Raw genomic sequence first — 24029 nt, forward strand, 5'->3', positions numbered from 1 at the left:
TTTATGGAAGCCCTCTTTATGGGAGGGCTTCCTTTTTGCCTTTGAGCGGGTCGCATGTCGGCCCGCTTTTTTTTGGCGGAGTTCCCGAGCAGTTTTGTAGGAATGCTCGGCCCGCTCCCGCTCCAATCCCGGCGACTCTGCGGAGTGCCGCATCTGTGGTGGTCTTATGGAAAACGACAATACTTCAAATTTTTCTTCCGCATCTGATGTGTTGCCGATGCTGGATTATGCCTACACCCATGAGCAGACGCAGGCCACTACCGGCTATTTTTCCTGTGTTCCGCCAGAAAATCTGGATTTTGACCGCGCGCTGGAACGGCTTGAGGCCGCGCCAATGGACGATTTTCTGCACCTGCATCTGCTAAAGCTTCTCGCGGACAAGGCGCAGGATGAGCTGAACCTTCTGGCCGCCAGTTGTTATGACGCTGCCAGCAACAAGTTTACCCGGCCAGTGCTGGCGGCCCTGCTGGCTGAGTGCGCCTTGCTCGGCGCGGAATCGCCAGAAAAGGGCCACGGCCTTAGCGCGTCCTTTCCGCCTGATGCCGCGGAGCGGCTGGCAGCTTACAGCCCCGCCGTGTATCTGCGGGCTGCAACCCTGCCTGACCACGCCATTGCCGCTGCCTGGAGCGCCCTGTTCCGCGCCAATATCTGCGAGCATCATTCCCTGCCGCGACCGGACGAGGCTGGCATAGCACCTCTGTTCAGCGGGGAATTGCTCGATGCCACAGCCCGGCGCATGGCGGAGCATGCCGATGCACTGGCCCGGCAGCACGAAAAATTCAAGGCCGAAGCCTGGGAACCCTGGCAGCGGCCTCCGGCGCAGGAAACATACCTGCGCGCCGTGGACTCGCTGATGGAAAACGGTGTCGTGGATGGCCCTGAACTGCGCCATGAGGCATCGCTTTCACCCATTGCGCTACTGCGCGGCTGGCAGGTGGATATTGCCGTAACCAACGGTTCGGTGCGCCATACATTGCGGGGCAAGGCCACAGCCTACGGGCGCGGCCTGTCCCTGGCAGCGGCCCGCGCATCCTACGCCATGGAAATTGTGGAACGCGCCAGCACCTATGTGAGCGTTGGGCCGGGGGGGGGCACTGCCGCCCATGCTGGAACTATCCTTGGCCGCAAAACAGAACTGCCCCTGACGCTTGCGCGTTTTTCCGAGCTGGCGGAGCAGGGCAGAGCGGCGCTCGACCCCAATCTGCTGCCTCTGGAAGCTCCCTATACTGATGCCCCCCTGCACTGGCTCCCGGCCTCGGACGCATCTGGCGCGACCGTTCTTGTGCCTGCGCAGGCGGTGTTTCTGTTCTGCAATCTGGACGAGCAAGCTCTGTTTATTGCTGGTGGCTCCACCGGCCTTGCATCTGGCAATATTATGGATGAAGCTGTGGTTGCCGCCCTTACGGAAATCGCCGAGCGCGACGCCGAGGCCACAACTCCTTACAGTCGCACGCGCTGCTTTATGCTGCGCAGCCGCGATCAACTCATTCAGTCGCTGCTTGACGACTACGCTGCCTGCGGCATCCGCGTGCAGTTTCAGGATTTGACCACGGAACTTGGGCTGCCTGTGTACCAGTGCTTTGTCACCGGGCGTGACGGTACTGTCGCGCGGGCCACAGGAGCCAATCTTTGCGGCGCGCGGGCTGCCTTGGCTGCGCTCACCGAAACCCCGTGGCCTTATTCAACGGCGCAAACCAAGCCGCCATGCCCTTCAGCTCCAGGACTAGCGGGACTGCCCGTTCGTGTGTTAGAAGATCTGCCGGATTACAGCCTGCCCTCCCCCCGCGCCAACCGCCGTTTGTTAGAGTCGGTGCTGTCGGCGCACGGCAGAAGTCCTCTCTATGTGGATCTGACCCGCAAGGATTTTGATATCCCCGTGGTCAGGGCCATTGTTCCCGGTCTTGCCCTCACGGCAGAGTGGGACAGGTTCTCAAGGCCGGACGCGCGCCTTTTTGCGCGTTATGCCGCGTGTTGTCTATGAGTTGCCGTAAGTACAGCTAATTACAATTGCAGCCCGGCGGCAACTCGGGTATAGTAGGGAGCGACCGGCCCATAAGAGAACAGGCCGCTCTGAACGCACAACCTTTGGAGGGTTAGGATGAAACTGGGTAAATTTCTTGCCGCGCTGGCTGGTCTGGCGCTGACCTTCGGCGTTGCTGGCCAGGCGCTTGCCGCTGATGCCGGTCCCATCAAAATCGGCGTGTACCTTCCTCTGACCGGGCAGAATGCCTTTGGCGGCCAGCTCGAACTTGAGGGCGTGCGTCTCGCCCATAAGGAAATGCCCAAGGTTCTTGACCGCCCCGTTGAACTGGTGGTGGTTGACAACAAGTCTGACAAGGTCGAATCGGCCAACGCCGTGAAGCGCCTTATCGAACGCGACAAGGTCGTGGCCCTTATCGGCACCTACGGTTCCTCGCTGGCCATGGCTGGCGCTGAAGTGGCTGAAAAGGCCGCTGTCCCCGGCGTGGGCACCTCCTGCACCAACCCCCTTGTGACCCAGGGCAAGAAGTACTACTTCCGCGCCTGCTTCATTGATCCTTACCAGGGCGCTGCCGCCGCTACCTATGCCTATGAAACCCTCGGCTTCCGCAAGGCCGCCGTGCTCATGGACATGACCAGCGACTACGCCGTGGGCCTCTCCAGCTTCTTTACCCGCGATTTCAAGAAGCTCGGCGGCGAAATTGTGGCTACTCTCAAATACAGCTCCGGCGATCAGGACTTCACCGCCCAGCTGACCGAACTCATCGCCAAAAAGCCTGACATCGTCTTCATGCCCGCCTACTTTGCCGAAGGCGCCATCATCATGAAGCAGGCCCGCGAACTGGGCGCCAAGTTCCGCCTCATGGGCGCGGACGCCATGGACAACCCCGACACCCTCAAGCTGGGCGGCAAGGCTGCGGAAGGCTTCCTGCACACCACCTTCCCCTACGACCCCGCCATGCCCAACATGAGCCCCGAAGCCAAGCGCTTCACCGAAGCCTGGAAGACCGCCTATCCTGACAAGGAAACCAACGTTAACGGCGCTCTTGGCTACAACACCTATTTCCTGATCCTTGACGCCATCAAGCGCGCCAATTCTTCTGATCCCAAGGCCATTACCAAGGCTCTTGCAGAAACCAAGGATCTGCCCACCGCACTGGGCCTGCTGACCATCAACAAGACCCATGATGCAGAAATGCCCGTGGGCATCATTGAATACAAAGATGGCAAGCGCGTTTACGTGGGCGAAGTTACACCCAAATAAGTAAACAACAGATCAACCCCGCGGCGATATTCGCCGCGGGGTGCTTTTTTCATTTTTTTGCCGCTGTTCGAGCGGAAGGGCCAATTATGGCCTTTTGTCCGTTGCGAGGCGCTGAGGTGGCCCATGAGCCTTGATATGTTTTTGCAGCACTGCTTTAACGCCCTGACCCTTGGGTCGCTGTATGCGCTGATCGCCATCGGCTACACCATGGTTTACGGCATCCTGCGCCTGATCAACTTTGCCCACGGCGATATTTTGATGATCGGCGCGTATTTTGTATTTTTCGGCACGTTCGCCTTTGGCTGGCCCTGGGGTGTAGCCGCTGTTGTCGCCGTTCTTGGCGCCAGCGTGCTCGGTATCCTTGTAGAAAGGATAGCCTACAGACCCTTGCGCGATGCCCCGCGTATTTCGGCGCTTATCAGCGCCATTGCCGTATCATTTTTTATTGAAAGCCTCGCCGTGGTGGTCTTTACCGGCCAGCCCCGCCCCGTGTTGCAGCCCGAATGGCTGGTTTCTGAATGGCAGCTTGGCGGCATACGCATTCTGCCGCTCACAGCCTTTGTGCCGATCATGACCATCGTGCTTGTGGCCATACTTTTGTATGTGGTGTACCGAACAAAGCCTGGCCTCGCCATGCGGGCCATTTCAAAAGATATTGAAACTACGCGCCTTTTGGGTGTGCGGGTGGACAACATCATTGCCCTCACGTTTGGCATAGGCTCAGCGCTGGCGGCGGCCTCGGGCATCATGTGGGCCTTGCGTTACCCGCAGGTGCATCCCTATATGGGCATCATGCCTGGCCTCAAGGCCTTTATCGCTGCGGTGTTCGGCGGCATTGGCTCCATTCAGGGCGCTGTTATCGGCGGTGTTGCCCTTGGCTTTGTTGAAATCATGACCGTGGCCTTCATGCCTGAGCTTTCGGGGTACCGCGACGCTTTCGCCTTTGTGCTGCTGGTGTTCGTGCTGCTGTTCAAGCCCACAGGGCTGCTGGGTGAGCGAATGGAGGAGAAAATCTAATGCGCCTGAACAGAAGCACCATTCTGAGCATCATGGTCATGCTGCTGTTTGGCCTTGTGCTCTCCCAGGCAGAAAGCTTTCTCGGCGATTACCAGATTTATATCGCCAAACTCATTTTCATCAACGCCATTCTGGCGCTTTCGCTCAACCTGATCTACGGGTTTACCGGGCTCTTCTCTCTGGGGCATGCCGGATTTATCGCCATCGGCGCGTATGTTTCGGCCCTGTGCATCTTGAGTCCCGAGCAGAAAGAAATGATGTGGATTCTTGAACCGATCATCTGGCCTTTCTCCGATCTGTTTACGCCTTTCTGGGTTTCTGCGCTGGCTGGCGGGTTGGTGGCCACCATCTTTGCCTTTATCATCGCCGTGCCAGTGCTGCGGCTTGGCGATGACTACCTCGGCATTGCCACCCTCGGCTTTGCAGAAATCATCCGCGTCCTGATCGTCAACGCTACCTCCATCACCAACGGTTCGCTGGGCATCAAGGGCATTCCAGGGCATGCAAGTCTGCTTTCGTGCTACATCTGGATGCTCTTTACGCTCATAGTGCTTTCGCGGCTCATATTCAGCAATTTCGGAAACGTGATGCGCTGTATACGTGATAACGAAATCGCCGCCAGGGTCATGGGCATCAACGTGTTCCGCTACAAGGTGCTTTCGTTTTGCGTGGGCGCGTTTTTTGCCGGTGTGGGCGGTGCGCTGCTTGGCTCCCACCTCTCCACCATTGACCCCAAGATGTTCAACTTTCTGCTGACCTTCAACGTACTCATGTTCGTTGTGGCTGGCGGTCTTGGCTCGCTGACGGGCAGCCTGCTCGGCGCCACGGTCATCACCATCCTGCTTGAATGGCTGCGCGCCATTGAAGAACCCATGGATCTGGGCTTTATTGAAATCCCCGGCATCCCCGGCATGCGTATGGTGGTGTTTTCGCTGGTGCTGCTGGCCATTATTCTTTATCGGCGCGAGGGCATCATGGGAACCCGTGAGCTGACCTGGAAATCAATGGGCGCGTTCTTCAGGAGGGGCAAGGCATGAGCGGTTTTAATCTGCCCAAGGCTCCCAATTACGAGGGCGCGCTGCTGCTGGCCAAGGACGTGACCATGCGCTTTGGCGGCGTGACCGCCGTGAGCGATCTTTCCATCGCCCTGCCCAAGGGTGCCATCGCGGGCATTATCGGCCCCAACGGCGCCGGCAAAACCACCGCATTCAACGTTCTGAGCGGTTTTTACACGCCTCAGGAAGGCGACGTGGTTTTTGACGGCAAGAGCGTGAAGGGTCTTGGCCCCTCGGAAATCTGCCGCATGGGCATGGCCCGCACTTTCCAGAACATCCGTCTGTCGCAGCAGATGACCGTGCTTGAAAACATCATGGTCGGCTGTCATGTGCGCCGCCGCTGCCCCTGGTGGATGGCCCCTCTGGGGATTCCCGCTTTTTATAAGGAAGAAGCGGCCATTGTGGAAAAAAGCAAGCAGCTTGCCGATCGGGTAAACCTGAGCGGCAACCTCAACGATCAGGCGGGCAGCCTGCCATACGGCGCGCAGCGCAGGCTTGAGATTGCCCGCGCTCTGGCCACAGAGCCAAAACTGTTGCTGCTTGATGAACCCGCAGCGGGCATGAATCCGCAGGAAAGCCTGGATCTCATGCATTTTATCGGCCATATCCGTGACGAATTCGACCTCACCATCCTGCTGATCGAGCATGACATGAAGGTCGTCATGGGCGTGTGCCAGTACATCTGGGTCATGGAATACGGCGCCTTGATCGCCGAGGGCGAGCCGGAAGCCATACGCAACAACCCCGTGGTTATCCGCGCCTATCTGGGTGAGGACGCCTCGCTGGAAAAAGTCATTTAGCCGTGACCAGGGCGGCGGAGCCTTGCTCCCGCTGCCCGTTGCGGCTTGCAAAGGCGCTGTTTGCCGCTCCTGTGCAGGAGCAAACGGCCATACGCAGCAGATAGACATGCCCGGAAAGCTCTTCCGGTGCAGACCGACATATGGACAGGGTGCATCATGCTTGAAATTCGTAATCTCCATGTGCGCTACGGCGGCATTCAGGCCGTTCAGGGCGTAAGCCTGAATATCCCGCGCGGCAGCATTGTGACGCTTATCGGGGCCAACGGCGCGGGCAAGAGCAGTATTATCCGCTCCATTGCCGGCCTGAACAAAACTATCAGCGGCGACATTCTGCTGACCCGGCACGAGGGCGATGCCCCGGCTTCGCTCATGGGCCTCAAGCCTGAAGACATGGTGCGCAAGGGCATTTCTCTTTCGCCGGAAGGGCGGCGTATCCTGCCCCATCTGACGGTGGAGGAAAACCTGCACCTGGGCGCGTATTCGCGCAGCGACAAGGCAGAAATAGCCCATGATATCGAGTGGGTTTACAGCTTGTTTCCACGACTCAAGGAACGTCTCTGGCAGAAAGGCGGTACGCTCTCCGGCGGCGAGCAGCAGATGCTGGCCGTGGGCCGCGCGCTCATGAGCCGCCCCGATCTGCTCATGCTTGACGAGCCTTCGCTGGGGCTTGCCCCGCTGCTGGTGCGCGAAATTTTCGACATCGTCAAGCGCATCAACGAAGAAGGTAAAACCGTCCTGCTGGTGGAGCAGAACGCCTTTGCGGCGCTTTCTGTGGCGCACTATGCCTACATTCTTGAAGTTGGCAGGGTCGTGCTTGAAGGCCCTGGACGCGAACTGCTTGAAAACCCCAAGGTCAAGGACGCCTACCTCGGCGGCTAGACCTTCTCCTGATTACAAACAGCGTTGATCTGATCAGCGCTCAAACCGGCGATCACATGACTGCCGGTTTTTTGTTGCTGAAAACTTCGGCAAATTCAACATGGCCACGACCTCATGAAGCCGGGCCGACGGGTTTGGTAAAAGACAGCAGCTTGCCACCCCGTGCCGGGGGTATTAGTATTCAAGTCGGTTAAAACAGTCCGGGAGCAGGGCGGGGCAATCCATCGCCGCTGCACCCTTGCGACTGCAAATCCATAAGGAGCAAACATGCAACGCATACTTCTGTTATTGCCCCTGCTGCTGGCCTTGCTGGCTGGCGCGGCCTCTGCGGCTCCGGGCGAACAGCGAACCCTGACCAAACTGCCCAACGGGCTTTCCGTGTATATCATCAAGGACAGCCGCTTTCCTCTGGTGGCAACGCGCCTTTACGTGCGCACCGGGTCGGCCAATGAGGACGCCAAGCAGGCTGGCATCAGCCATCTGCTTGAGCACATGGTCTTCAAAGGTACAGAGCATCGGCCCAAGGGCCAGGTGGCGCGCGATGTGGAAGCCCTTGGCGGCTACCTCAACGCGGCCACCAGCTTTGACAAGACATGGTACATGACGGACATGCCCGCCGCCCACTGGCGTATGGGCATGGACGTGGTGAAAGAAATGGCCTTTCAGGCCTCTCTGGATCCCAAGGAGCTGGAGTCGGAAAAAGAAGTGGTGATTTCCGAGCTTGAGCGCGATCAGGATTCGCCCATGAGCAGGCTGTTTGAAAGCCTGCAGGTGTCCACACTCCAGAACACCCCCTACGGGCGACCCATCATTGGTTTTAAGGAAACCGTGCGCGCCATCACTGCCGATGACCTTCGCGCCTATGTGAAGCGCTGGTATCAGCCGCAAAACATGATGCTGCTGGTGGCGGGCGATATTGATCCGCAAGCTGTGATGCATCACGCGCAGGAACTTTTTGGCGGCATGGCCAACACCAACGATGCTGTTACGCCGCCGCAGGTCGATTTGCTTACTGCCCCCGGCGGTCAGCGTGTTGAAGTGGTGCGCGGCCCCTGGAACAAGGTCTATCTGGGCATGGCCTTTCCTGCGCCAGCCTTGCGGGACCTGCGCTCTGTGGATCTGGACGTGCTGAGCTACCTGCTTGGCGGCGACGGCACCTCGCTGCTGAGCCGCAAATACGAGTATGAAAAGCAGCTTGTGGACAGCATCAGCGTGGGCAACATGAGCCTTGCGCGCGCGGGCATGCTGTACATTACAGCCAATATGGCCCCGGAAAAGCTGGAGGCCTTCTGGCAGGGGCTGACCACAGATCTTGCCAAACTCAAGGCCGCAGACTTCAAACCCGAGGCCCTCAAGCGCGCCCGCTACAATCTTGAAGACAGCATGGACCGCTCGGCGGAAACGCTCAACGGTCTGGCCTCCTGGCTGGGCAGCGTCCAGTTTGAACTGGGCGGCGATGTGGCGGAACAAAATCTGCGCTTCACCCAGCGTAATGTTTCGCAGCCGCAGGTGCAGCAGGCCATTGACCTCTGGTTTGACCCCAGCAGGGCGCGGGTGCGTGTGCTCGCGCCTGAGAATGCCAAGCTGCCCGATCTGGAAGCCGTGCTGCAAAAGAACTGGCCCGGCAGCGCCGCTGCCAAAACTGCGCAGCAGGCTTCGGCCAGTGCGGGTCAGCAGGAAGTGGTCGATCTGGGGCAGGGACGTACCGTCATTCTTATTCCTGATGCCACTGTGCCCTATGTGGCGGTTGATCTCATGCTGCCCGGCGGCAACGCCCTGCTGAAGCCTGACCAGCAAGGGCTGGCAGAACTGACGGCCAGCACCCTTGGCGATGGCAGCGGCAAACTGGACGCCCAGGCCATGGAACGCTATTTCGCCGACCGCGCGGCATCACTCTCCGCCAAGGCGGGCCTGCAAACCTTTACCGTGTCCCTGACCGGCCCGGCCCGGTTCAATGCCGATTATTTCTCCATGCTGGGCGAGGTTCTGGGCAAGCCCCGCTTTGAAGCCAAGGAAATCAAGCGTGAAGCGGAAAACATGAAGGCCGCCATCCGCCAGCGGGCAGACAGGCCCACCTCCTTCCTGTTCTCGCGCGTGAATCCCTTCATCTTCCCCGGCGGGCAGCCCTACGGCTACGACAGCCTGGGGACGGAAGCGAACCTTTCCAAGTTTACGCCCAAGGATGTACGCTCGTTCTGGGACAAGCAGCTCGTGCAGCCCTGGGTGCTGGCAGTGGCAGGCGATTTTGACCGCGAGGCCGTGCTGGCCTTTGCCCGCACATTGCCCGCGCCAGACAAAAAGGATTTCTCCTTGCCCGCCCCCTCGTGGGGTGATGCCCGCAACCTTGATCTGCATCTGCCGGGGCGCAATCAGGCCCACGTGCTCCAGATGTTCAAGGCTGTGCCCTACACCAGCCCGGACGCCCCGGCACTCATGCTTTTGCAGTCTGTGCTTTCCGGGCAGAGCGGCCTGCTGTTCAGCCAGATGCGCGATGAGCAGGGCCTTGGGTACACGGTCACGGCATTTTACCGCGCCATGCCTCAGGCTGGCATGATGGCTTTTTATATTGGCACTACGCCTGACAAGGTGGCGCAGGCGCGTGAAGGCTTTGCCAAGATTATTGCTGATATCAAGGCAAAACCCCTGCCTACGGAACTGCTCGAGGCCGGGGCCAACCGCCTGCTTGGCGAATACTACCGCGACAAGCAAAGCCTTGATTCCCGCGCGGGCGTGGCCGCCACAGACGCCGTGCTGGGCCTGCCCCGCGATTTCAGCAAGTCGCTCATCGACAAAGCAGCCAAGCTGACCCCTGCGGATATTCAGGCTGTGGCGCAGAAGTATCTGGACGACAAGAACCTCTACAACATGATCCTGCTGCCGTAGGCGGCGTTTCGGGTTTATTGACGGGCTGCATCGGGTATCCGATTGCGCTTCCCTGCAAATTGGCGGTGGAAGCGGAGTTGGGCCGATGCGGCCCCTTGTGTTGCTTGGCTGTTACGAAATGCTCAATCACTGTTTGCGCGTACAAAAAAAGTTTTTATAAACGATATCTTCGGCAAGGGGCGGGCAAATAAAAATGTCAAGTCCGAGGTAAGTCCCCTTACGTGGGGGAGGCCGTCTTGAAAACCCGGCGTGGGTAGAGTAAGTTCTTGTCTGCGTTACGGGAACTGCTTTCTGAGGAAAGCTCGCCAGGTATCGGCTGCGGTCGCAGTGCCGGTGCCTGGGCGGCAGCGCCATGCGGGCATGATGCCTGAATTCATGACGAAATGTTCCAGCAACGCCAATCAAAGCCACACATGTTGCGGGTCAGGTTGCCTGATCTGGCTCTAGTCAGGGCGAACTTTTTTGTTCCCGCCCTCACTGTTTTGCGGCCTTGATGTAGTGAAAAAATGGGCAGGCAAGAAAATTCAATAGTGAATTCGCAGTGTTGCTACGGCACTAGGAGAGCTTTTTTGCGTGCATTTATTGACAGGGTGCAATTCTTTTGAGATTTTCTAGACATTGAAAGCGCCATGGAGCTTAATAGGGAATTCCCGTGAAATTCGGGAGCGGACCCGCCGCCGTGTGCCTGTTCAAAACCGCTTTTCCTCGCGTGTCACTGGATAAAACCGGGAAGGCCGAAAAGCGGCAGGCAAGCCGGAAGACCTACTTTCAACCGTTCTAAGAAAGTGGAGCATCTGCAACGGGCTTTTGCAGATGAACCGTCAGAAAAAGGCCATTGATGGCCTCTCCGCCCGTTTTGTTCGGGCGCCCTTTTTGTTCATAGCCCACACGTTTGGAGCGAAGTTCATGCTCGCCAGCATTATTAAGCGCGACGGCACGGAAGTGCCTTTTGATTCGGTCAAGATTCTCAATGCCATCACCAAGGCCAATCAGGCAGTTGGCGGTGAAGACATGTCCCCCACTGACCTGCTGTTTGTCACCGAAAAGGTGTGCAAAAAGCTGGAGTCGCGCTGCCTCAAGCATGTGGAAGAAATTCAGGATGTTGTTGAAGAAACCCTGATTCAGTACGACTACGCCAAAAGCGCCAAGGCTTACATTCTGTACCGGGCCGAGCATACGAAAATCCGTAATGCGGAATCGTATCTCATGGATATCTATAAAAAACTTACGTATTCCCCGGCCCTGCAGGAAGACATCAAGCGCGAGAACGCCAATATCGATGGCGATACGGCCATGGGCACCATGCTCAAGTATGGTTCCGAGGGCTCAAAATTCTTCATCGATAACTACATTCTGCCCAAGGATGCATCTGCCGCGCATCTTAACGGCGATATCCACATTCACGACAAAGATTTTTACATGCTCACGGAAACGTGCTGCCAGATTGACCTTATCCCCCTGTTTAAAAATGGTTTTTCCACGGGGCACGGGCATTTGCGCGAGCCCAATTCCATTGAGAGCTACTCGGCCCTTGCCTGCATTGCCATTCAGGCCAACCAGAATGAAATGCACGGCGGCCAGAGTGTGCCGCATTTTGACTTTGCCATGGCCGAAGGCGTTATCAAAACCTACCGCAAGGAATATGAGCGCGCCTTTGCCGCCTTTTTGCGCATTGCCCAGAATCTGGAAGAGCAGGCAGCCATTGACGCCGCCAGAGAAACCATCGCACTGTTGCCCGAAGGCCCACGCCTTGGCACCTGCGATGCCTTTGGAGAAGCTCTTGTGGCGGCTGCCCCCGAGGCCCAGCGCGAACTTGTAACGCGCGCGCATGCCTATGCTGCCGGCGAAGCCTTCAAATACACAGAGCGCCGCACCTATCAGGCCATGGAAGCCCTGATCCACAACCTGAACACCATGAATTCCCGCGCAGGCGCGCAGGTGCCTTTCAGCTCCATCAACTACGGCACGGATGTTTCTGCCGAGGGCCGCATAGTTGTCAAAAACTTGCTGCGCGCCACCAAGGCCGGGCTTGGCAATGGGGAAACCTCCATTTTCCCCGTGCAGATTTTCAAGGTGAAGTCCGGGGTCAACTATAATCCCGAAGATCCCAACTACGATCTTTTCAAGCAGGCTATGGATGTTTCCGCCATGCGGCTCTTCCCCAATTTCAGCTTTCTTGATGCGCCGTACAACCTCCAGTACTACCATCCGGACGACTATAATACGGAAGTGGCGTACATGGGCTGCCGCACACGTGTGCTTGGCAACGTGTACGACAAGGACAGGCAGGTTACGTGCGGTCGCGGTAATCTGAGCTTTACGTCCATCAACCTTCCCCGGCTTGGGCTGGATGCGCGCGGTGATATCAGCCGTTTCTACGCTCTGCTGGACGACAAGATCGATCTGGTGTTCCGCCAGTTGCTGCACCGGCTCAAGATCCAGAGCGCCAAAAAGGTGCGTAACTATCCCTTCCTCATGGGCGAGGGCATCTGGCTTGATTCCGACAAACTGGGTTGGGACGACAGCATTGAAGAAGTGCTCAAGCACGGCACACTGACCGTGGGCTTTATCGGCCTTGCCGAAACGCTCAAGGCTCTTGTGGGCCAGCACCACGGCGAAAGCGAAGATGCCCAGAAGCTTGGCATTGAGATTGTTACGCATCTGCGCAAGCGGTGCGATGACGAAGCTGAAAAGACAGGGCTCAATTTTTCACTCATCGCCACCCCGGCGGAAAGCCTGAGCGGGCGCTTTGTCAATCTCGACAAGGAAAAGTTCGGCAGCATCCCCGGCATCACTGACAGGGATTACTACACCAACTCGTTCCACGTGCCGGTGTACTGCCCCATCAAGGCCTTTAAAAAGATACAGATCGAGGCTCCGTACCACGCGCTGACCAATGCGGGCCACATCACCTATGTGGAGCTGGATGGCGATACCTGCAAAAACCTTGAGGCCTTTGAGAGCATCATCCGTTTTATGCACGATAATGGCGTTGGCTACGGCTCCATCAACCATCCCCTGGATCGCGACCCTGTCTGCGGCTATGTGGGTGTGATCAATGGCGCCTGCCCCCGTTGCGGCCGTAAGGAAGGCGAAGGCGTGAGTGCCGAGCTGCTTAAAGAACTGCGTAAAAAATACCCGCACACCCCCAAGTGGGACTAGCGGTCATATACAATTTTCATCAACTTTTGCTGATAGAACAAGGAGAGCGAAAATGCTAATGAAATCGCGTCTGTTCGAGGAAACCAAGCCCGCGCAGAAACTTGTGGGCCAGGATGTGGGTTTTGAACGTACCCGCCGCATCACCGGTTACCTTGTGGGAACGCTTGACCGTTTCAACAACGCCAAGCGCTCGGAAGAGCGCGATCGTGTCAAGCATGCCTGAATCCGGTAATGCCGGGGTCATGCGGCTGTCAGGCATTGTGGAAGAATCCATAGTGGACGGCCCGGGCCTGAGGTATGTCTTGTTCACGCAGGGTTGCCCGCATCACTGCAAAGGGTGCCACAATCCGCAGACGCACGACTTTGAGGGCGGCTTTCCGTTTACGGCGGAGGCCGCCCTTGCCCAGCTTGGGGAGAACCCTCTCCTGGCGGGCGTGACGCTGTCTGGCGGGGAGCCCTTTGAGCAGGCCCAGGCGCTCTGCGCCGTGGCCGAGGGTGTACAGGCCATGCGCAAAAATGTGATCACCTACACGGGGTACACATTCGAAGCCCTGCTTGCCCGCAATGACTCTTGGACAAACCGGCTGCTGGAACTGACGGATGTTCTTGTGGATGGCCCCTATGTGGAAAGCCTCCGCGACCTTGAGCTGCAGTTCAGGGGCAGTTCAAACCAGCGCCTCCTTGACCGCGCTGCCCGAGAACGAATAGCGGCAGAACTGCTCAGCCGTTGAACTTTTTGCGAGTCCTGACAGTTTGCTCTGCCGATCGCGTCTGTTCCCCGCTTTTAGCGGGGTTTTTTATTGGGGTTTGGCCGCAGAAGGCTTACTGCTCTGGTGTGGGCTTTGTGCCGGTCACATATGAGGCAAAACCCACATCCATCTGCTGTATATGATCCACCAGCCAGGTTTTCAGGTATTCCAGCAGGGCAATATCAATAAAAGCCTTGTCGTCAAGCACGGCCTCCCTGAGTTCTGTCACTGTTTTTCTGAAACTCTGGTGTACTTCAATGTGCCGTGCTGTGAGCGGATAAGCCGTGCGGCTGAAGAATATTTCTTCTGTGGCAAAATGGCTAAAGGCATAGCCCGTCAGATCATCAAGAATTTCGAGCAGCAGACTTTTATCGCAGCCTTTCTGCATTCCACGGTGTAGTTTGTTGATGTACGAAAGCAAGAGCTTGTGCTGGCCGTCAATGACGGGAATGTTCGTGTTGTAGCGGCTATCCCAGGGGAAGGCCTCTGCAAGCGTAGTATCTGCTTCGTCTTTGTCAGTGTCAGCTGTGCCCAAAAGCTGGCTGGCGTGCAGCAATATGCATTCGCTATGGTGGAGCACCGCAGAAAGGTCAAGAATTTGCTCCGTGATGTGCGGGCGGTCCACAGGTAACACACTGCCCGCATCAGCAGCTGTAGCCAGGTCATTCAATTCAGATTGGGCTTTGCGCAGCGCCGCAAGGGCAGTCTGCTGCGTCTGCATGTCCACAACGCGCCTTTCGCGCAGTTCCTGAATTTCCTGCCGGAGTTTGGCTGCTGTTTCGCGCGCCTCGGCAAGATCGTGGCGAAGCGTGGCCTCTCTGGCATTGAGGCTGTCTTCCAGAGCGCGCACAACATCGCAGGCCGTGGGTATGGACGGAATTTCAGCGCAGCCTGGCTGCGCGAGGGCAGCTACGACTGTGCGCAAGGGAAGCAGGAGGTAGCGGTAGAGCAGCACAAGGCCGCAGAAGGAAAAAATCAGGGAGAGGACAACAGCAAGCCGAGAAAAGGGCGGGGTGAGCTGCATGGCGATAATGCCAGCCAAGGGAGCAATAATCAGAAAAATGATTGGAACGCCCATGATTCCCCCCGTCAGTGGGTATGGCTACCCAGTTCAAGGTTGCCTGGCAGCCTTGGCCGCCTCATCGCACAGCCTGCGCATAACCACAAAGTTTGCTGCAGCCTTGCGCTGGGCGCGTATGCGCTCTTTGTTGACGCGTAGCACATTATCGGCCAGGAGCGCTACCACGCCGTTGTCCAGATAGCCGAGTTCCGCCATGGATGCGATGATTTTCATGGCTTCGGCCAGAGGCATGCCGTTGCGGTAGGGGCGGTCTTCTGTGAGGGCTGTAAATACATCCGCTACGGCGATGATACGCACAGGGAGCGTCAGGCTGCTTCCTTCAATATTGTGGGGATAGCCAGTGCCGTCAATGCGTTCGTGGTGTCTGCCTCCCCATTCCCGTACGCAGGTAAAACCGGGTATGGAACCCAGCAAATCCATGCTGATTTCAGCATGTTTCTGAATTTCCTGCACTTCTTCAGGCGTGAGCGCCGCTGGTTTTTCCAGAATTTCGAGCGGCACCGCGAGTTTGCCAATGTCATGCAGCAGACCGGCCACAAACATGGTTGTGAGATCGTCGGCATCGGCCATGCGGGTCAGCCTGAGCAGCATGCGCGCCGTATAGGCCACGCCAAGGGAGTGGGTGGCTGTAAAGGGGCTTTTGGAGTCAATGGTTTGCGAAAAAAGCCCGCACAGTTCCACAAGCTGCACCGGGCCAAGAATCACAGAGCCAAATGCCGTAGCCAGGTATTCTTCCATGCGCTCGTGGCTGCCCAGAAGCGCTGAAATTTCCGCATCATGAGCGAGGGTTGCCAGCGCTTCAAGGCAGGCTGGGGCGTATTCCCTGTCTCTTGCCTGCAGGGTGAGGCAGATGCTGTGCAGGTCAGAAGTCTGCTTGCCGCGCAGGGCCACGTCAACCCGGTCAGCCATGTGAATACAATTGGCTGGCAGTGAATGCTGGTCGGATGCCTCATAGCTGCACCATTCCGTATGGTGATGCAGCACCATGTCGCATACAGGCGTGGGCAGCCCTGCTGTTTTGCAAAAGGCCCAGCCAGCCCGGCAGTGCAGGGCTTTGTTGCGCTCAAATATGAGGTCGCGCGTATCGCTTTTGAGCGGCACTGCCCCAATATCGTGCAGCATGCTGGCCATAAGCATGTATTTGCGCGTGGTGCGGGGTAACCGCATGCGTTCGGCAATAACCTGGCTCAAAAAGGCAACCCGCAGATGATGTCCGGCAAGAAGCGGCGTGACCATGTCCAGCGCACGCGAAAAACCCATCAGCAGATCAAAAAGGCGAATTGAACGCATGAAACCTCACTCTCACCAATCGGGACAGATATTCAAAGTAAAATGATAGGACAACCGGCCCCTGGAGGCAAGAGGCTCATTTGCGTAGCGACCGAAAGAAAGAGTACTCTTTTGCATCATGGGTGCAACCAGAGCCGTATGTTACAATTGCGCAGAATTTTTGCCGCAGACGTAAATGTGCCGCACCCGGATGAGTGCGGCACGTAATCTAAAGGTATTGAAATCTGCGCCAATTGTTGCTTGAGCCAGGATTAATCCTTGAAAGGAGAAATCATGCGCAGGGTTTTGATGACATCAGGGAAGTTCTGGATGACAAAGTCCACTTCTTCCTGCGTGGTGTAGCGGGAGAGGGAAAGGCGGATGGAGCCGTGGGCGTATGTAAAGGGCACACCCATGGCGCGCAGTACATGCGAAGGTTCAAGGCTGCCAGAGGTGCAGGCAGACCCGGAGCTTGCACAGATGCCGAACCTGTCGAGCATGAGCAGGATGGCTTCGCCTTCCACATTTTTAAATGCAATATTGGTGGTGTTGGGCAGGCGGTTATCCACATCGCCGTTCACCATGCAGTCGGGGATACGTTCGAGCAGTCCCTGTTCAAGCCTGTCGCGCAGCATGGCCACGCTGACGCGTTCTTCCTGCATGTGCGCAATGGCAAGCTGAGCCGCTGCGCCAAGCCCTGCAATGTAGGGCACATTTTCCGTACCCGCACGGCGTCCCCGCTCCTGATGGCCGCCCCGCAAAAACGGGCGGAAGCGCACACCCTTGCGCACATACAGCACGCCAATTCCCTTGGGGGCATGCAGCTTGTGGCCGGAGAGCGAAAGCATATCCGCAGGCAGATGGGCAAGGTCAATGGGCGTTTTGCCAACGGCCTGCACGGCATCAGTATGGAACAGCACGCCGCGCTCGCTGGCCATTTCAGCCATGCGCTGGATGGGATAGATATTGCCCACTTCATTGTTGGCAAACATGATGGATGCCAGCGCCGTATCAGGCGTGAGGGCAGCTGCGTATTCGTCCAGATCAAGGCGTCCCTTGTTGTCCACGCCAAGGTAGGTCACCCGGTAACCCTGGCGTTCCCAGTGCTGCATGACGCTGAGCACGGCGGGATGTTCCACGCGGGTGGTTATGAGGTGGCGCTTTTCAGGCTGGGTCTGGATGGCAGACCATATGGCGGCATTGTCGCTCTCCGACCCGCAGGAGGTAAAGATGATTTCGTCCGGGTTTGCACCCAGCAGACTGGCCATCTGCTCGCGGGCTTTTTCGACCGCATCGGCCACCTGACCGCCAAAGGTGTGCATGCTTGAAGGGTTGCCGTACAGCTCGTTCAGATAGGGCAGAATGGCATCGCGTACTTCAGGCGCAACAGCCGTGGTGGCGTTGTTGTCAAGATATATGGTTTTCATGGCGGTTAGGCCTCCTCAACCACGATGTCGGCTTCAACATGTTCGCGCAGCAGGCGCTGCACCAGATCGCGGATGGTCACTTCGCTCGAGCGGCACTGGGCGCAGCGCCCGCGCAGGGAGACCACAACGCGCAGACCGTCCACATCCACCAGTTCAATATCGCCGCCGTCAGCAGCAAGCTGGGGGCGGATTTCTTCATCGATGGTCTTGAGCACCTTCTGCATGCGCTGCACGTTGGTGAGGCGGGGTTTGGGCTTGAGCTCGACCAAGGGCTTCTGCTTGAGCTGACCAGCCAGAATTTCGGCGATTTCATCAAGGCATTCGCCGCATGCGCCGCCAGCCTTGGTGTAGTTGGTGATTTCTTCAACGGTCTTGAGGCCGTTTTCGGTGATGGCGCGGATAATCTGGGCATCCGTGATGCCAAAGCACTTACACACCAGCTTGCCGTCTTCGTGGGCATGGGGCACGGGCGGTTCGCCCTTCCACTGGCGGATGGCGGCTTCAAGCGCCTCCTGGCCCATGACGGAGCAGTGCATCTTCTGCTTAGGCAGGCCGCCCAAAGCGTTGGTGATGTCCTTGTTGGTGATCTTGAGCGCGTCTTCAACAGACATGCCCTTGACCATGTCTGTCAGCACAGAGCTTGACGCAATGGCGCTGGCGCAGCCAAAGGTTTCAAAGCTGGCGTCTTCAATGATGTGCTGGTCGTTGATCTTGAGATATAGCTTAAGGGCGTCGCCGCAGGTCAGGCTGCCCACTTCGCCAATGGCGTTGGCGCCTTCAAGGGGACCCACATTGTGCGGCCGCATAAAGTGGTCGTGTACTGCTTCAGTGTAATTCCACATGATTGCCTCCCGTTACGGAGCATTTCTCTGAGTCTATGATTTCCTGCAAGGTGCGCTTTTGCAGGAAGGAGCGGATGTGCCCGTCCAGTTCTGTCCAGAAGCCCCGGGTGGAGCAGTGGGATTCGCGTTGGCAATGGCGACCCTTGCTCAGACAGCGCACAGGGGAAATTTCACCCTCAAGATGCTGAAAGACTTCTTCAATGTTAATATCTGATGGCGATTTGGCAAGGGAGTATCCGCCGCCAGAACCGCGCACAGCACGCAAGATGCCCATGGGGCGCAGTGCCCGCACTATCTGTTCCAGATAGCCCGATGAGATGTTTTCTTCACGGGCCACCTGCCCCAGTTGCAAAAGAGAGCCCTGGGGCTGGGCCGCCAGACGCAGCAAGAAGCGCAATCCGTAACGGGTTCTGGTAGAAAATCGCATAGGCATCCTCGTATCCTGTAGGGGTTCAGGATTATGAACTCTTACTTGCCCTGCCGGTCACGGGCAATGGCAGTAAGGCTGAAGGGCGTTTCCTGGTAAACGTAGTAGTTAAGCCAGTTGCAGTAGAACAGGTGCGCGTGCGCCCTCCAGTTCATGTTGGGCAGACGGCTGGGATCGTTGCCGGGATAGTAGTTGCTGGGCGGTATGGGACTCATGCCCCGTTCCTGATCGCGGCGGAATTCCGCATCCAGGGTGCCCCTGTCGTACTCAAGGTGCCCGGTCATGAAAACCTGTGAATGATCGCGGCTCTCAACCAGAGCAAGCCCGGCTTCTGGCGATTCGGCAAGAATGCGCAGCTCGGATTGTTTGCTCACATCCTTGGCGCGAACTTCTGTATGGCGCGAATGGGGCGCGACAAACGTATCGTCAAAGCCGCTGAACAGGCGGCAGGCCGGCTGCAAGATGTCGTGCTGGAACACGCCGGAAACTTTGGCAGGCATGGCGAACTTGGGGATACCGTAAAAATGGTACAGGGCCGCCTGCGCCGCCCAGCAGATGTACAGGGTGGAGTACACGCGGCTTTGCGCAAAGGTCATGATGTCCAGCAGCTCGTGCCAATAGTCCACATCTTCAAAAGGGAGGTGTTCCACCGGAGCGCCGGTCACGATCATGCCGTCAAAGCTGCCGTGGCGAATTTCTGAAAATGTCTTGTAAAAACGCTCAAGATGCTGAGTGGGAGTATTTTTGGATTCGTGAGCTTCTGTGCGCAGCAGGGTGATGTTGACCTGGAGGGGCGAATTACTCAAAAGCCGCAGCAACTGCGTTTCTGTGGCGATCTTGGTGGGCATGAGGTTGACGATGGCGATTTCCAGCGGACGAATGTCCTGCTGAACAGCGCGATCTTCCGTCATCACAAAGATGTTTTCGCTCTCAAGCGCTGCACAGGCGGGAAGATCAGCAGGAATCTTGATGGGCATGTCGATGATCCTTTACAGCAAAGCAGTCTTACTTGGCAGTGCGTTCACTGCCCCTTACGGCCCGTCTGCGGGTTACGGTTTTTGGGCGATTTCAATTAATAAAAGCCCGCCCCTAAAACATAGCATTACACTATGTTTTGTCAAGGCGGACTTTAGGTATTTCCTACATGGGCATTTCTTGCCCATGTATACTTCTTATAACATGCTTACAATTGTACAATATGCGTCTCCAGCGTCAAGGTGCTGCCTGCTGCCTCAATGGCGCGGTGCGCCAGCCTGTCCAGCCCGCCGCAGCAGGGCACGCTCATGCGCAGTACGGTGATGCCCGCAATGCCGCCCTGTTTGATGATGGTTGTGAGCCTTTCGACCAGCACTTCGTTGTCTTCAAGCTTGGGGCAGGCAATGATGGGTACGCGCCCGCGCATCCAGTCCGTATGCAGATTGGGCAGGGCAAAGCCTGCGCAATGGGCGGCCAGCAGGATATTGGCCCCGCGCAGATAGGGCGCTGTTGGCGGAACCAGCCGCAACTGGATGGGCCAGGTGGGCACCTGCGCCCGCAGGTCTTGCGATCCGGCGGGGGCCGTGGTTGCAGGGCCGCCAGTCAGCGGGGTGAACGTGCGCGCCATGCTGCCGGGGCAGCCGCCGCCGTGTGGGCGGTGGGGCTGGGCGATTCCATCCCTTTTTGCCTTGGCGGCCAGGGCCGCTTCTTCATCAAATTCGGGCGCGTCCCTTTCCACAAGGCGCAGGGCGCCCTCGGGGCAGTTCAGACATGCGCCGAGGCCGTCGCAGTAGATGTCGCTGACAAGTTTGGCCTTGCCGTCAATGATGGCAAGCGCTCCCTCGGCGCAGTCGAGTACGCATTGCCCGCAGCCGTTGCACTTTTCTTCGTCAATCTCAATGATGGGACGTTTCATGTTATGCCTCCTTTGCCATGCGCGTCAGCGCTGCGGGCGTGTCGATGACATGGTCGGCCTGGGCTGCGCGCAGTTCGTCCGCGCCGCGAAATCCCCAGGCCACGCCGATTGAGATCATACCCGCATTGCGGGCGGTGAAGATATCCACGTTGCTGTCGCCCACGTAAAAGCTGCGTTGGGGCAAAAAGTCCATGTGCCGCAGCATGTCGAGCGGGGCGTCCGGCTCCGGCTTGAGGGGCACGCCCTCCCTGCCGCCGCGCACAAGGGTAAACGGCACGTCAGGAAAGTAGCGGCGCACCAGCTCAACCGTGAGGTCGTCCGGCTTGTTGGAAAGGACGGCCAGGGCATGGCCATCTGCGGCAAGCGTGTGCAGCGCTTCGGTGATGCCGGCATAGGGCTTGGTGCGGATGCACATATTTTCACCGTAGCGGGCGCGGGCCGCTGCAATCAACGCTGTCAGCTGGTCTGAAGAAAGCTTTGCTGCTTCACCCTCGGGGAGGGCGTCATTCACAAGTTTGTGAAAGCCGCGGCCCACATAGAATCTGTACGCTGGCAAGGGATGAACTGGATAGCCGTGACTGGCCAGAACATCGTTGCAGGCCTGACCAATGTCTTCCAGGCTGTCAACCAGTGTTCCATCCAGATCAAAAATGAATGCTCTCATGTATGCTCCTGTGGGCCCTGCAAGCGGGCACCCGTACTGTAGCTGAAAAGTGGATTAAATCACAAGTATTCAATGGGTATTAATGCGACAAAATCCACTATTCTCTTTTTTTTCAGTGTGTTAAAAGATTGTTTCGCAAAATGCACATAAGGGTTTGTGATGCCTGCTGCTTTTTGTGCTTTGCTGGACAGAATTTTCACGCATTGATAGAACAGTATCGCGGGCTCAAGATGCTGTATGTGACGACCGTCACGGAGGATCTATGGCAAGACATATTTTAAATATCAAGAGTCTTGGTGAAAAGGCGTCCTGGCTGCTGGTGCAGCAGGCATTGGGCATGCCGGAACCGAAGCTGCAAACAGACTTTATGGCGCAGCGCGTGGCCCTGCTGATGTTTTCGCAGCACTCCCTGCCTGAGAGGCTTTGCGTTTCTGCCGCTGTGCGGCAAATGGGCGGCAATGTCGTGTACGAGGGCAGCCGTGGCAGCTGGCGCAATGAAATGAATGATTACCAGGAACAGCTCCTGCCTGTTTTCAGCTACTACATTGACTGCATGTACATGTACGGCATGCCCGTGGGCGGGTGGGATATGGAGGCATCGTGTCTGCGCTTCCCGCTTATCAATGCGGGCAGCCCGGATGCGCACCCGGCGCATGCGCTGGCCGACATAGCCTGCATGTTGCGCAATTCGCGTTATCTTGACGGCGTGACCTGCGGCTGGCTGGGCTGCGTCAACGGAACGCTGCATTCATTGATGGCGGCAACGGCATGGTTTCCCTTTTCACTGCGCATTGCCGTGCCGTCCCGCGTGGACCCCGCGCCGCTCAAAGAAGCTGCGGAGCGTTACGGGTCGCGCATTACCATTGTGGATAGTGTGGAAGAGGCCGTGCGCGGCGTCAACTATGTTTTTGCGGGCTGCCGTAGCGGCCTGACGGACGAAGAGCGCGAAAGCTGGCAAGTGACGCCGGAACTGCTCGCCAAGGCGGCGCATGACGCGCATCTTATGCTGAGTGCTTCGCCCATAGCGGCGATCCGTGTTGACGATTCCATTCTGGCCAGCAAGGCCTCACTGTTGGTGCAACAGGCAGAATACCGTTTGCGGGTTCACAAGCGCATGTTGCACTGGGTTTTTCTTGATAATGAAAGCGGGATCTAGTTTATGGGTTTGCAAAACGGGCAGGGCGGTCTGAATACGCTGTCTGCATTGGCGGCGGATTCGACTGTTGCGGGCGAGGCTGATGCCGCTTGCGGAACAAAGCATAACGTTCTGACTGCCAAAGAGCTTATTGAGTTCATACAGGTTTATGCTTCCACATTGCTTGCGGCGGGCGGGCAGACTTCACGAGTAGACCGCACCGCCTGCCGCATTGCACGGGCATATGGCTTTGAGGTGGAACTGGCCATATTCCCCAAGCACCTCATGCTTTCGGTCATCAAGCCAGCCGAAGGGGGCATTCCGGCGGAGCGCCGCACTGCGGTCAGCTCCATTGTGTCTGGCGCGCCCAATTTTCAGCGGGTGGCGGCGCTCAATGCCCTGAGCTGGAGCATTGCCGATGAAAACCTCAGCCTTGCCAAGGCGCGCGAGCATTTCAGCGCCATCTGCGCGGTGCCCACGCTTAATCCCGTGCTGCTGCGTTTTCTTGTGGCCTGCGCCAATGCCGCCTTTTGCGGTTTGTTCAACGGCGATGCGGTGGCTATGGGGCTGGTTTTCTGCGCAACCTTTCTGGGCTTCTATCTGCGGCAGAAACTGCTGCACTGGGGCCTTGACCTGAAGGTCACGTTTTTTCTCTGCTCATTTGCTGCCTCTCTGGCGGCATCGCTGGGAGTGCTGCTGCATCTGGGCAACACGCCGCAAACAGGCATGGCTGCAAGCGTGCTGTTTCTCATCCCCGGCATCCCCCTGATCAACGCCATGCTGGATATTCTTGACGGGCATGTGCTCATGGGCGTTTCGCGGCTGATTCAGGCCAGTACGCTCATTATCTGCATTGCTCTGGGGCTGGCTACAACCATGCTGCTTATGGGGGTGGATTCGCTATGATGCTGGTCGATTGTCTTGCGGACGGAGCGCTTGCAGCTGTTGCCGCAGTTGGTTTTGCGGCCATTTCGCGGCCCACCAAGCGGATAGCCGTCATGGCTGGCCTGCTTGCCGCCACGGGCCATATGAGCCGTTTTTTGCTGTTGCAGGCCGGTATGGGGATTGCCAGCGCATCGCTCTGCGCCGGGTTGATTATTTCCTTTTGCAGCATGCCCATCGCGCGCCGCTGCCATACCCCGGCGGAAATGTTTGTGTTCCCCGCGCTGTTGCCCATGATTCCCGGCATGTTTGCCTATAAGGCCATTCTGGCGACCTTGCAGTTCCTCAACACTGCCGGGACGCCTCAGGGCCAGACTGTGCTTGTCAGCGTTGTCTACAACGGCCTCACGGCATTTTTCATCATGTGCGCCCTTGCCATCGGGGCCATACTACCCCTGCTTCTTTTCCACCGCGAAGCACCGCTTGGGCGTACACTGCACAAGCTGAGCAAGGGCGGCAACGCGGTCTGAATCAGGCGCTTGCCATGCAGGAATAGTGCTGCCTGCGGCTCAGGGCTGGCATACAGAGGATGGGAGCAGGTCTGGCAGAAAGATAGTGGCGT

General features: G+C 57.6%; 21 protein-coding genes and 1 riboswitch. Of the genes, 13 read left to right on the forward strand and 8 right to left on the reverse strand.

The window, feature by feature from the left end; translation table 11 throughout:
- Window positions 1–166: 166 nt before the first annotated feature.
- The 10 genes from ACUZ9P_RS10855 to nrdG all read left to right on the forward strand — a co-directional run bounded on the left by ACUZ9P_RS10855 (window position 167) and on the right by nrdG (window position 13771).
- Window positions 167–1981 (forward strand): YcaO-like family protein, encoded by a 1815-nt coding sequence (locus ACUZ9P_RS10855; protein ID WP_449249723.1) that lies wholly within the window; start codon window positions 167–169, stop codon window positions 1979–1981.
- 117 nt (window positions 1982–2098) lie between these two features.
- On the forward strand, window positions 2099–3244 hold the full coding sequence (locus ACUZ9P_RS10860; RefSeq protein WP_298997186.1) for an ABC transporter substrate-binding protein: 1146 nt from the start codon (window positions 2099–2101) through the stop codon (window positions 3242–3244).
- Between the two features lie 123 nt (window positions 3245–3367).
- Complete coding sequence (locus ACUZ9P_RS10865) at window positions 3368–4261, forward strand: branched-chain amino acid ABC transporter permease (RefSeq protein ID WP_298997188.1); 894 nt, start codon at window positions 3368–3370, stop codon at window positions 4259–4261.
- Window positions 4261–5298: a branched-chain amino acid ABC transporter permease gene (locus ACUZ9P_RS10870; RefSeq protein ID WP_298997191.1), complete on the forward strand. Its 1038-nt coding sequence runs from the start codon at window positions 4261–4263 to the stop codon at window positions 5296–5298. The genes ACUZ9P_RS10865 and ACUZ9P_RS10870 overlap by 1 nt, the downstream gene beginning before the upstream one ends.
- Complete coding sequence (locus tag ACUZ9P_RS10875; RefSeq protein WP_449249724.1) at window positions 5295–6116, forward strand: ABC transporter ATP-binding protein; 822 nt, start codon at window positions 5295–5297, stop codon at window positions 6114–6116. Before ACUZ9P_RS10870 ends, ACUZ9P_RS10875 begins: the two co-directional genes overlap by 4 nt.
- Window positions 6117–6272: 156 nt before the next feature.
- Window positions 6273–6995 (forward strand): ABC transporter ATP-binding protein, encoded by a 723-nt coding sequence (locus ACUZ9P_RS10880; RefSeq protein WP_192111566.1) that lies wholly within the window; start codon window positions 6273–6275, stop codon window positions 6993–6995.
- Between the two features lie 267 nt (window positions 6996–7262).
- On the forward strand, window positions 7263–9878 hold the full coding sequence (locus ACUZ9P_RS10885) for a M16 family metallopeptidase (RefSeq protein WP_449249725.1): 2616 nt from the start codon (window positions 7263–7265) through the stop codon (window positions 9876–9878).
- 605 nt (window positions 9879–10483) lie between these two features.
- A riboswitch (cobalamin riboswitch) is annotated at window positions 10484–10662 on the forward strand.
- A 122-nt stretch (window positions 10663–10784) separates the two neighbouring features.
- Window positions 10785–13040, forward strand: a complete 2256-nt coding sequence (locus ACUZ9P_RS10890) for an anaerobic ribonucleoside triphosphate reductase (RefSeq protein WP_449249726.1) — start codon at window positions 10785–10787, stop codon at window positions 13038–13040.
- 52 nt (window positions 13041–13092) lie between these two features.
- The gene (nrdD, locus tag ACUZ9P_RS10895; RefSeq protein ID WP_034605181.1) at window positions 13093–13263 is read left to right on the forward strand and encodes an anaerobic ribonucleoside-triphosphate reductase; all 171 of its coding nucleotides are present in this window, start codon (window positions 13093–13095) and stop codon (window positions 13261–13263) included.
- A complete protein-coding gene (gene nrdG, locus ACUZ9P_RS10900; protein WP_449250254.1) occupies window positions 13256–13771 on the forward strand; it encodes an anaerobic ribonucleoside-triphosphate reductase activating protein in 516 nt (171 codons plus the stop codon). The genes nrdD and nrdG overlap by 8 nt, the downstream gene beginning before the upstream one ends.
- Window positions 13772–13862: 91 nt before the next feature.
- On the opposite strand, the gene ACUZ9P_RS10905 is transcribed toward nrdG, so the two are convergent.
- The 8 genes from ACUZ9P_RS10905 to ACUZ9P_RS10940 all read right to left on the reverse strand — a co-directional run bounded on the left by ACUZ9P_RS10905 (window position 13863) and on the right by ACUZ9P_RS10940 (window position 21390).
- Window positions 13863–14867 carry a bacteriohemerythrin gene (locus ACUZ9P_RS10905; protein WP_449249727.1) on the reverse strand — a complete coding sequence of 335 codons (1005 nt, stop codon included), beginning with the start codon at window positions 14865–14867 and terminating at the stop codon, window positions 13863–13865.
- A 33-nt stretch (window positions 14868–14900) separates the two neighbouring features.
- A complete protein-coding gene (locus ACUZ9P_RS10910) occupies window positions 14901–16160 on the reverse strand; it encodes an HD-GYP domain-containing protein (RefSeq protein ID WP_449249728.1) in 1260 nt (419 codons plus the stop codon).
- Between the two features lie 251 nt (window positions 16161–16411).
- Window positions 16412–17566: a cysteine desulfurase NifS gene (gene nifS, locus ACUZ9P_RS10915; RefSeq protein WP_449249729.1), complete on the reverse strand. Its 1155-nt coding sequence runs from the start codon at window positions 17564–17566 to the stop codon at window positions 16412–16414.
- A gap of 5 nt (window positions 17567–17571) precedes the next feature.
- Window positions 17572–18408 carry a Fe-S cluster assembly protein NifU gene (gene nifU, locus ACUZ9P_RS10920; RefSeq protein WP_449249730.1) on the reverse strand — a complete coding sequence of 279 codons (837 nt, stop codon included), beginning with the start codon at window positions 18406–18408 and terminating at the stop codon, window positions 17572–17574.
- Window positions 18392–18835 carry an RrF2 family transcriptional regulator gene (locus ACUZ9P_RS10925; RefSeq protein WP_449249731.1) on the reverse strand — a complete coding sequence of 148 codons (444 nt, stop codon included), beginning with the start codon at window positions 18833–18835 and terminating at the stop codon, window positions 18392–18394. The genes nifU and ACUZ9P_RS10925 overlap by 17 nt, the downstream gene beginning before the upstream one ends.
- Window positions 18836–18876: 41 nt before the next feature.
- Complete coding sequence (metA, locus tag ACUZ9P_RS10930) at window positions 18877–19812, reverse strand: homoserine O-acetyltransferase MetA (RefSeq protein ID WP_449249732.1); 936 nt, start codon at window positions 19810–19812, stop codon at window positions 18877–18879.
- A gap of 206 nt (window positions 19813–20018) precedes the next feature.
- Complete coding sequence (locus ACUZ9P_RS10935; protein WP_449249733.1) at window positions 20019–20726, reverse strand: ATP-binding protein; 708 nt, start codon at window positions 20724–20726, stop codon at window positions 20019–20021.
- Window position 20727: 1 nt separating this feature from the next.
- Window positions 20728–21390, reverse strand: a complete 663-nt coding sequence (locus ACUZ9P_RS10940; protein WP_449249734.1) for an HAD family hydrolase — start codon at window positions 21388–21390, stop codon at window positions 20728–20730.
- A 262-nt stretch (window positions 21391–21652) separates the two neighbouring features.
- On the opposite strand from ACUZ9P_RS10940, the gene ACUZ9P_RS10945 reads away from it, so the two are divergent.
- From ACUZ9P_RS10945 to ACUZ9P_RS10955, 3 genes are read left to right on the forward strand one after another with little or no spacing between them, the layout of a single operon-like run.
- Entirely contained in the window at window positions 21653–22546 is an 894-nt protein-coding gene (locus ACUZ9P_RS10945; protein WP_449249735.1) for an ornithine carbamoyltransferase, read from the forward strand.
- 3 nt (window positions 22547–22549) lie between these two features.
- Complete coding sequence (locus ACUZ9P_RS10950; protein ID WP_449249736.1) at window positions 22550–23431, forward strand: threonine/serine exporter family protein; 882 nt, start codon at window positions 22550–22552, stop codon at window positions 23429–23431.
- On the forward strand, window positions 23428–23937 hold the full coding sequence (locus tag ACUZ9P_RS10955; protein ID WP_449249737.1) for a threonine/serine exporter family protein: 510 nt from the start codon (window positions 23428–23430) through the stop codon (window positions 23935–23937). The genes ACUZ9P_RS10950 and ACUZ9P_RS10955 overlap by 4 nt, the downstream gene beginning before the upstream one ends.
- Window positions 23938–24029: the final 92 nt, after the last annotated feature.

Source organism: Desulfovibrio intestinivivus (assembly GCF_053570665.1).

Coding starts and splice junctions, on each gene's coding strand:
- ACUZ9P_RS10880 (WP_192111566.1), top strand. CDS start 6,273: ATGCTTGAAATTCGTAATCTCCATGTGCGCTACGGCGGCATTCAGGCC.
- ACUZ9P_RS10935 (WP_449249733.1), bottom strand. CDS start 20,726: ATGAAACGTCCCATCATTGAGATTGACGAAGAAAAGTGCAACGGCTGC.
- ACUZ9P_RS10945 (WP_449249735.1), top strand. CDS start 21,653: ATGGCAAGACATATTTTAAATATCAAGAGTCTTGGTGAAAAGGCGTCC.
- ACUZ9P_RS10870 (WP_298997191.1), top strand. CDS start 4,261: ATGCGCCTGAACAGAAGCACCATTCTGAGCATCATGGTCATGCTGCTG.
- nrdD (WP_034605181.1), top strand. CDS start 13,093: ATGCTAATGAAATCGCGTCTGTTCGAGGAAACCAAGCCCGCGCAGAAA.
- ACUZ9P_RS10910 (WP_449249728.1), bottom strand. CDS start 16,160: ATGCGTTCAATTCGCCTTTTTGATCTGCTGATGGGTTTTTCGCGTGCG.
- ACUZ9P_RS10955 (WP_449249737.1), top strand. CDS start 23,428: ATGATGCTGGTCGATTGTCTTGCGGACGGAGCGCTTGCAGCTGTTGCC.
- ACUZ9P_RS10885 (WP_449249725.1), top strand. CDS start 7,263: ATGCAACGCATACTTCTGTTATTGCCCCTGCTGCTGGCCTTGCTGGCT.
- ACUZ9P_RS10855 (WP_449249723.1), top strand. CDS start 167: ATGGAAAACGACAATACTTCAAATTTTTCTTCCGCATCTGATGTGTTG.
- nrdG (WP_449250254.1), top strand. CDS start 13,256: ATGCCTGAATCCGGTAATGCCGGGGTCATGCGGCTGTCAGGCATTGTG.
- ACUZ9P_RS10925 (WP_449249731.1), bottom strand. CDS start 18,835: ATGCGATTTTCTACCAGAACCCGTTACGGATTGCGCTTCTTGCTGCGT.
- ACUZ9P_RS10875 (WP_449249724.1), top strand. CDS start 5,295: ATGAGCGGTTTTAATCTGCCCAAGGCTCCCAATTACGAGGGCGCGCTG.
- ACUZ9P_RS10890 (WP_449249726.1), top strand. CDS start 10,785: ATGCTCGCCAGCATTATTAAGCGCGACGGCACGGAAGTGCCTTTTGAT.
- metA (WP_449249732.1), bottom strand. CDS start 19,812: ATGCCCATCAAGATTCCTGCTGATCTTCCCGCCTGTGCAGCGCTTGAG.
- ACUZ9P_RS10860 (WP_298997186.1), top strand. CDS start 2,099: ATGAAACTGGGTAAATTTCTTGCCGCGCTGGCTGGTCTGGCGCTGACC.
- ACUZ9P_RS10865 (WP_298997188.1), top strand. CDS start 3,368: ATGAGCCTTGATATGTTTTTGCAGCACTGCTTTAACGCCCTGACCCTT.
- nifU (WP_449249730.1), bottom strand. CDS start 18,408: ATGTGGAATTACACTGAAGCAGTACACGACCACTTTATGCGGCCGCAC.
- ACUZ9P_RS10940 (WP_449249734.1), bottom strand. CDS start 21,390: ATGAGAGCATTCATTTTTGATCTGGATGGAACACTGGTTGACAGCCTG.
- ACUZ9P_RS10950 (WP_449249736.1), top strand. CDS start 22,550: ATGGGTTTGCAAAACGGGCAGGGCGGTCTGAATACGCTGTCTGCATTG.
- nifS (WP_449249729.1), bottom strand. CDS start 17,566: ATGAAAACCATATATCTTGACAACAACGCCACCACGGCTGTTGCGCCT.
- ACUZ9P_RS10905 (WP_449249727.1), bottom strand. CDS start 14,867: ATGGGCGTTCCAATCATTTTTCTGATTATTGCTCCCTTGGCTGGCATT.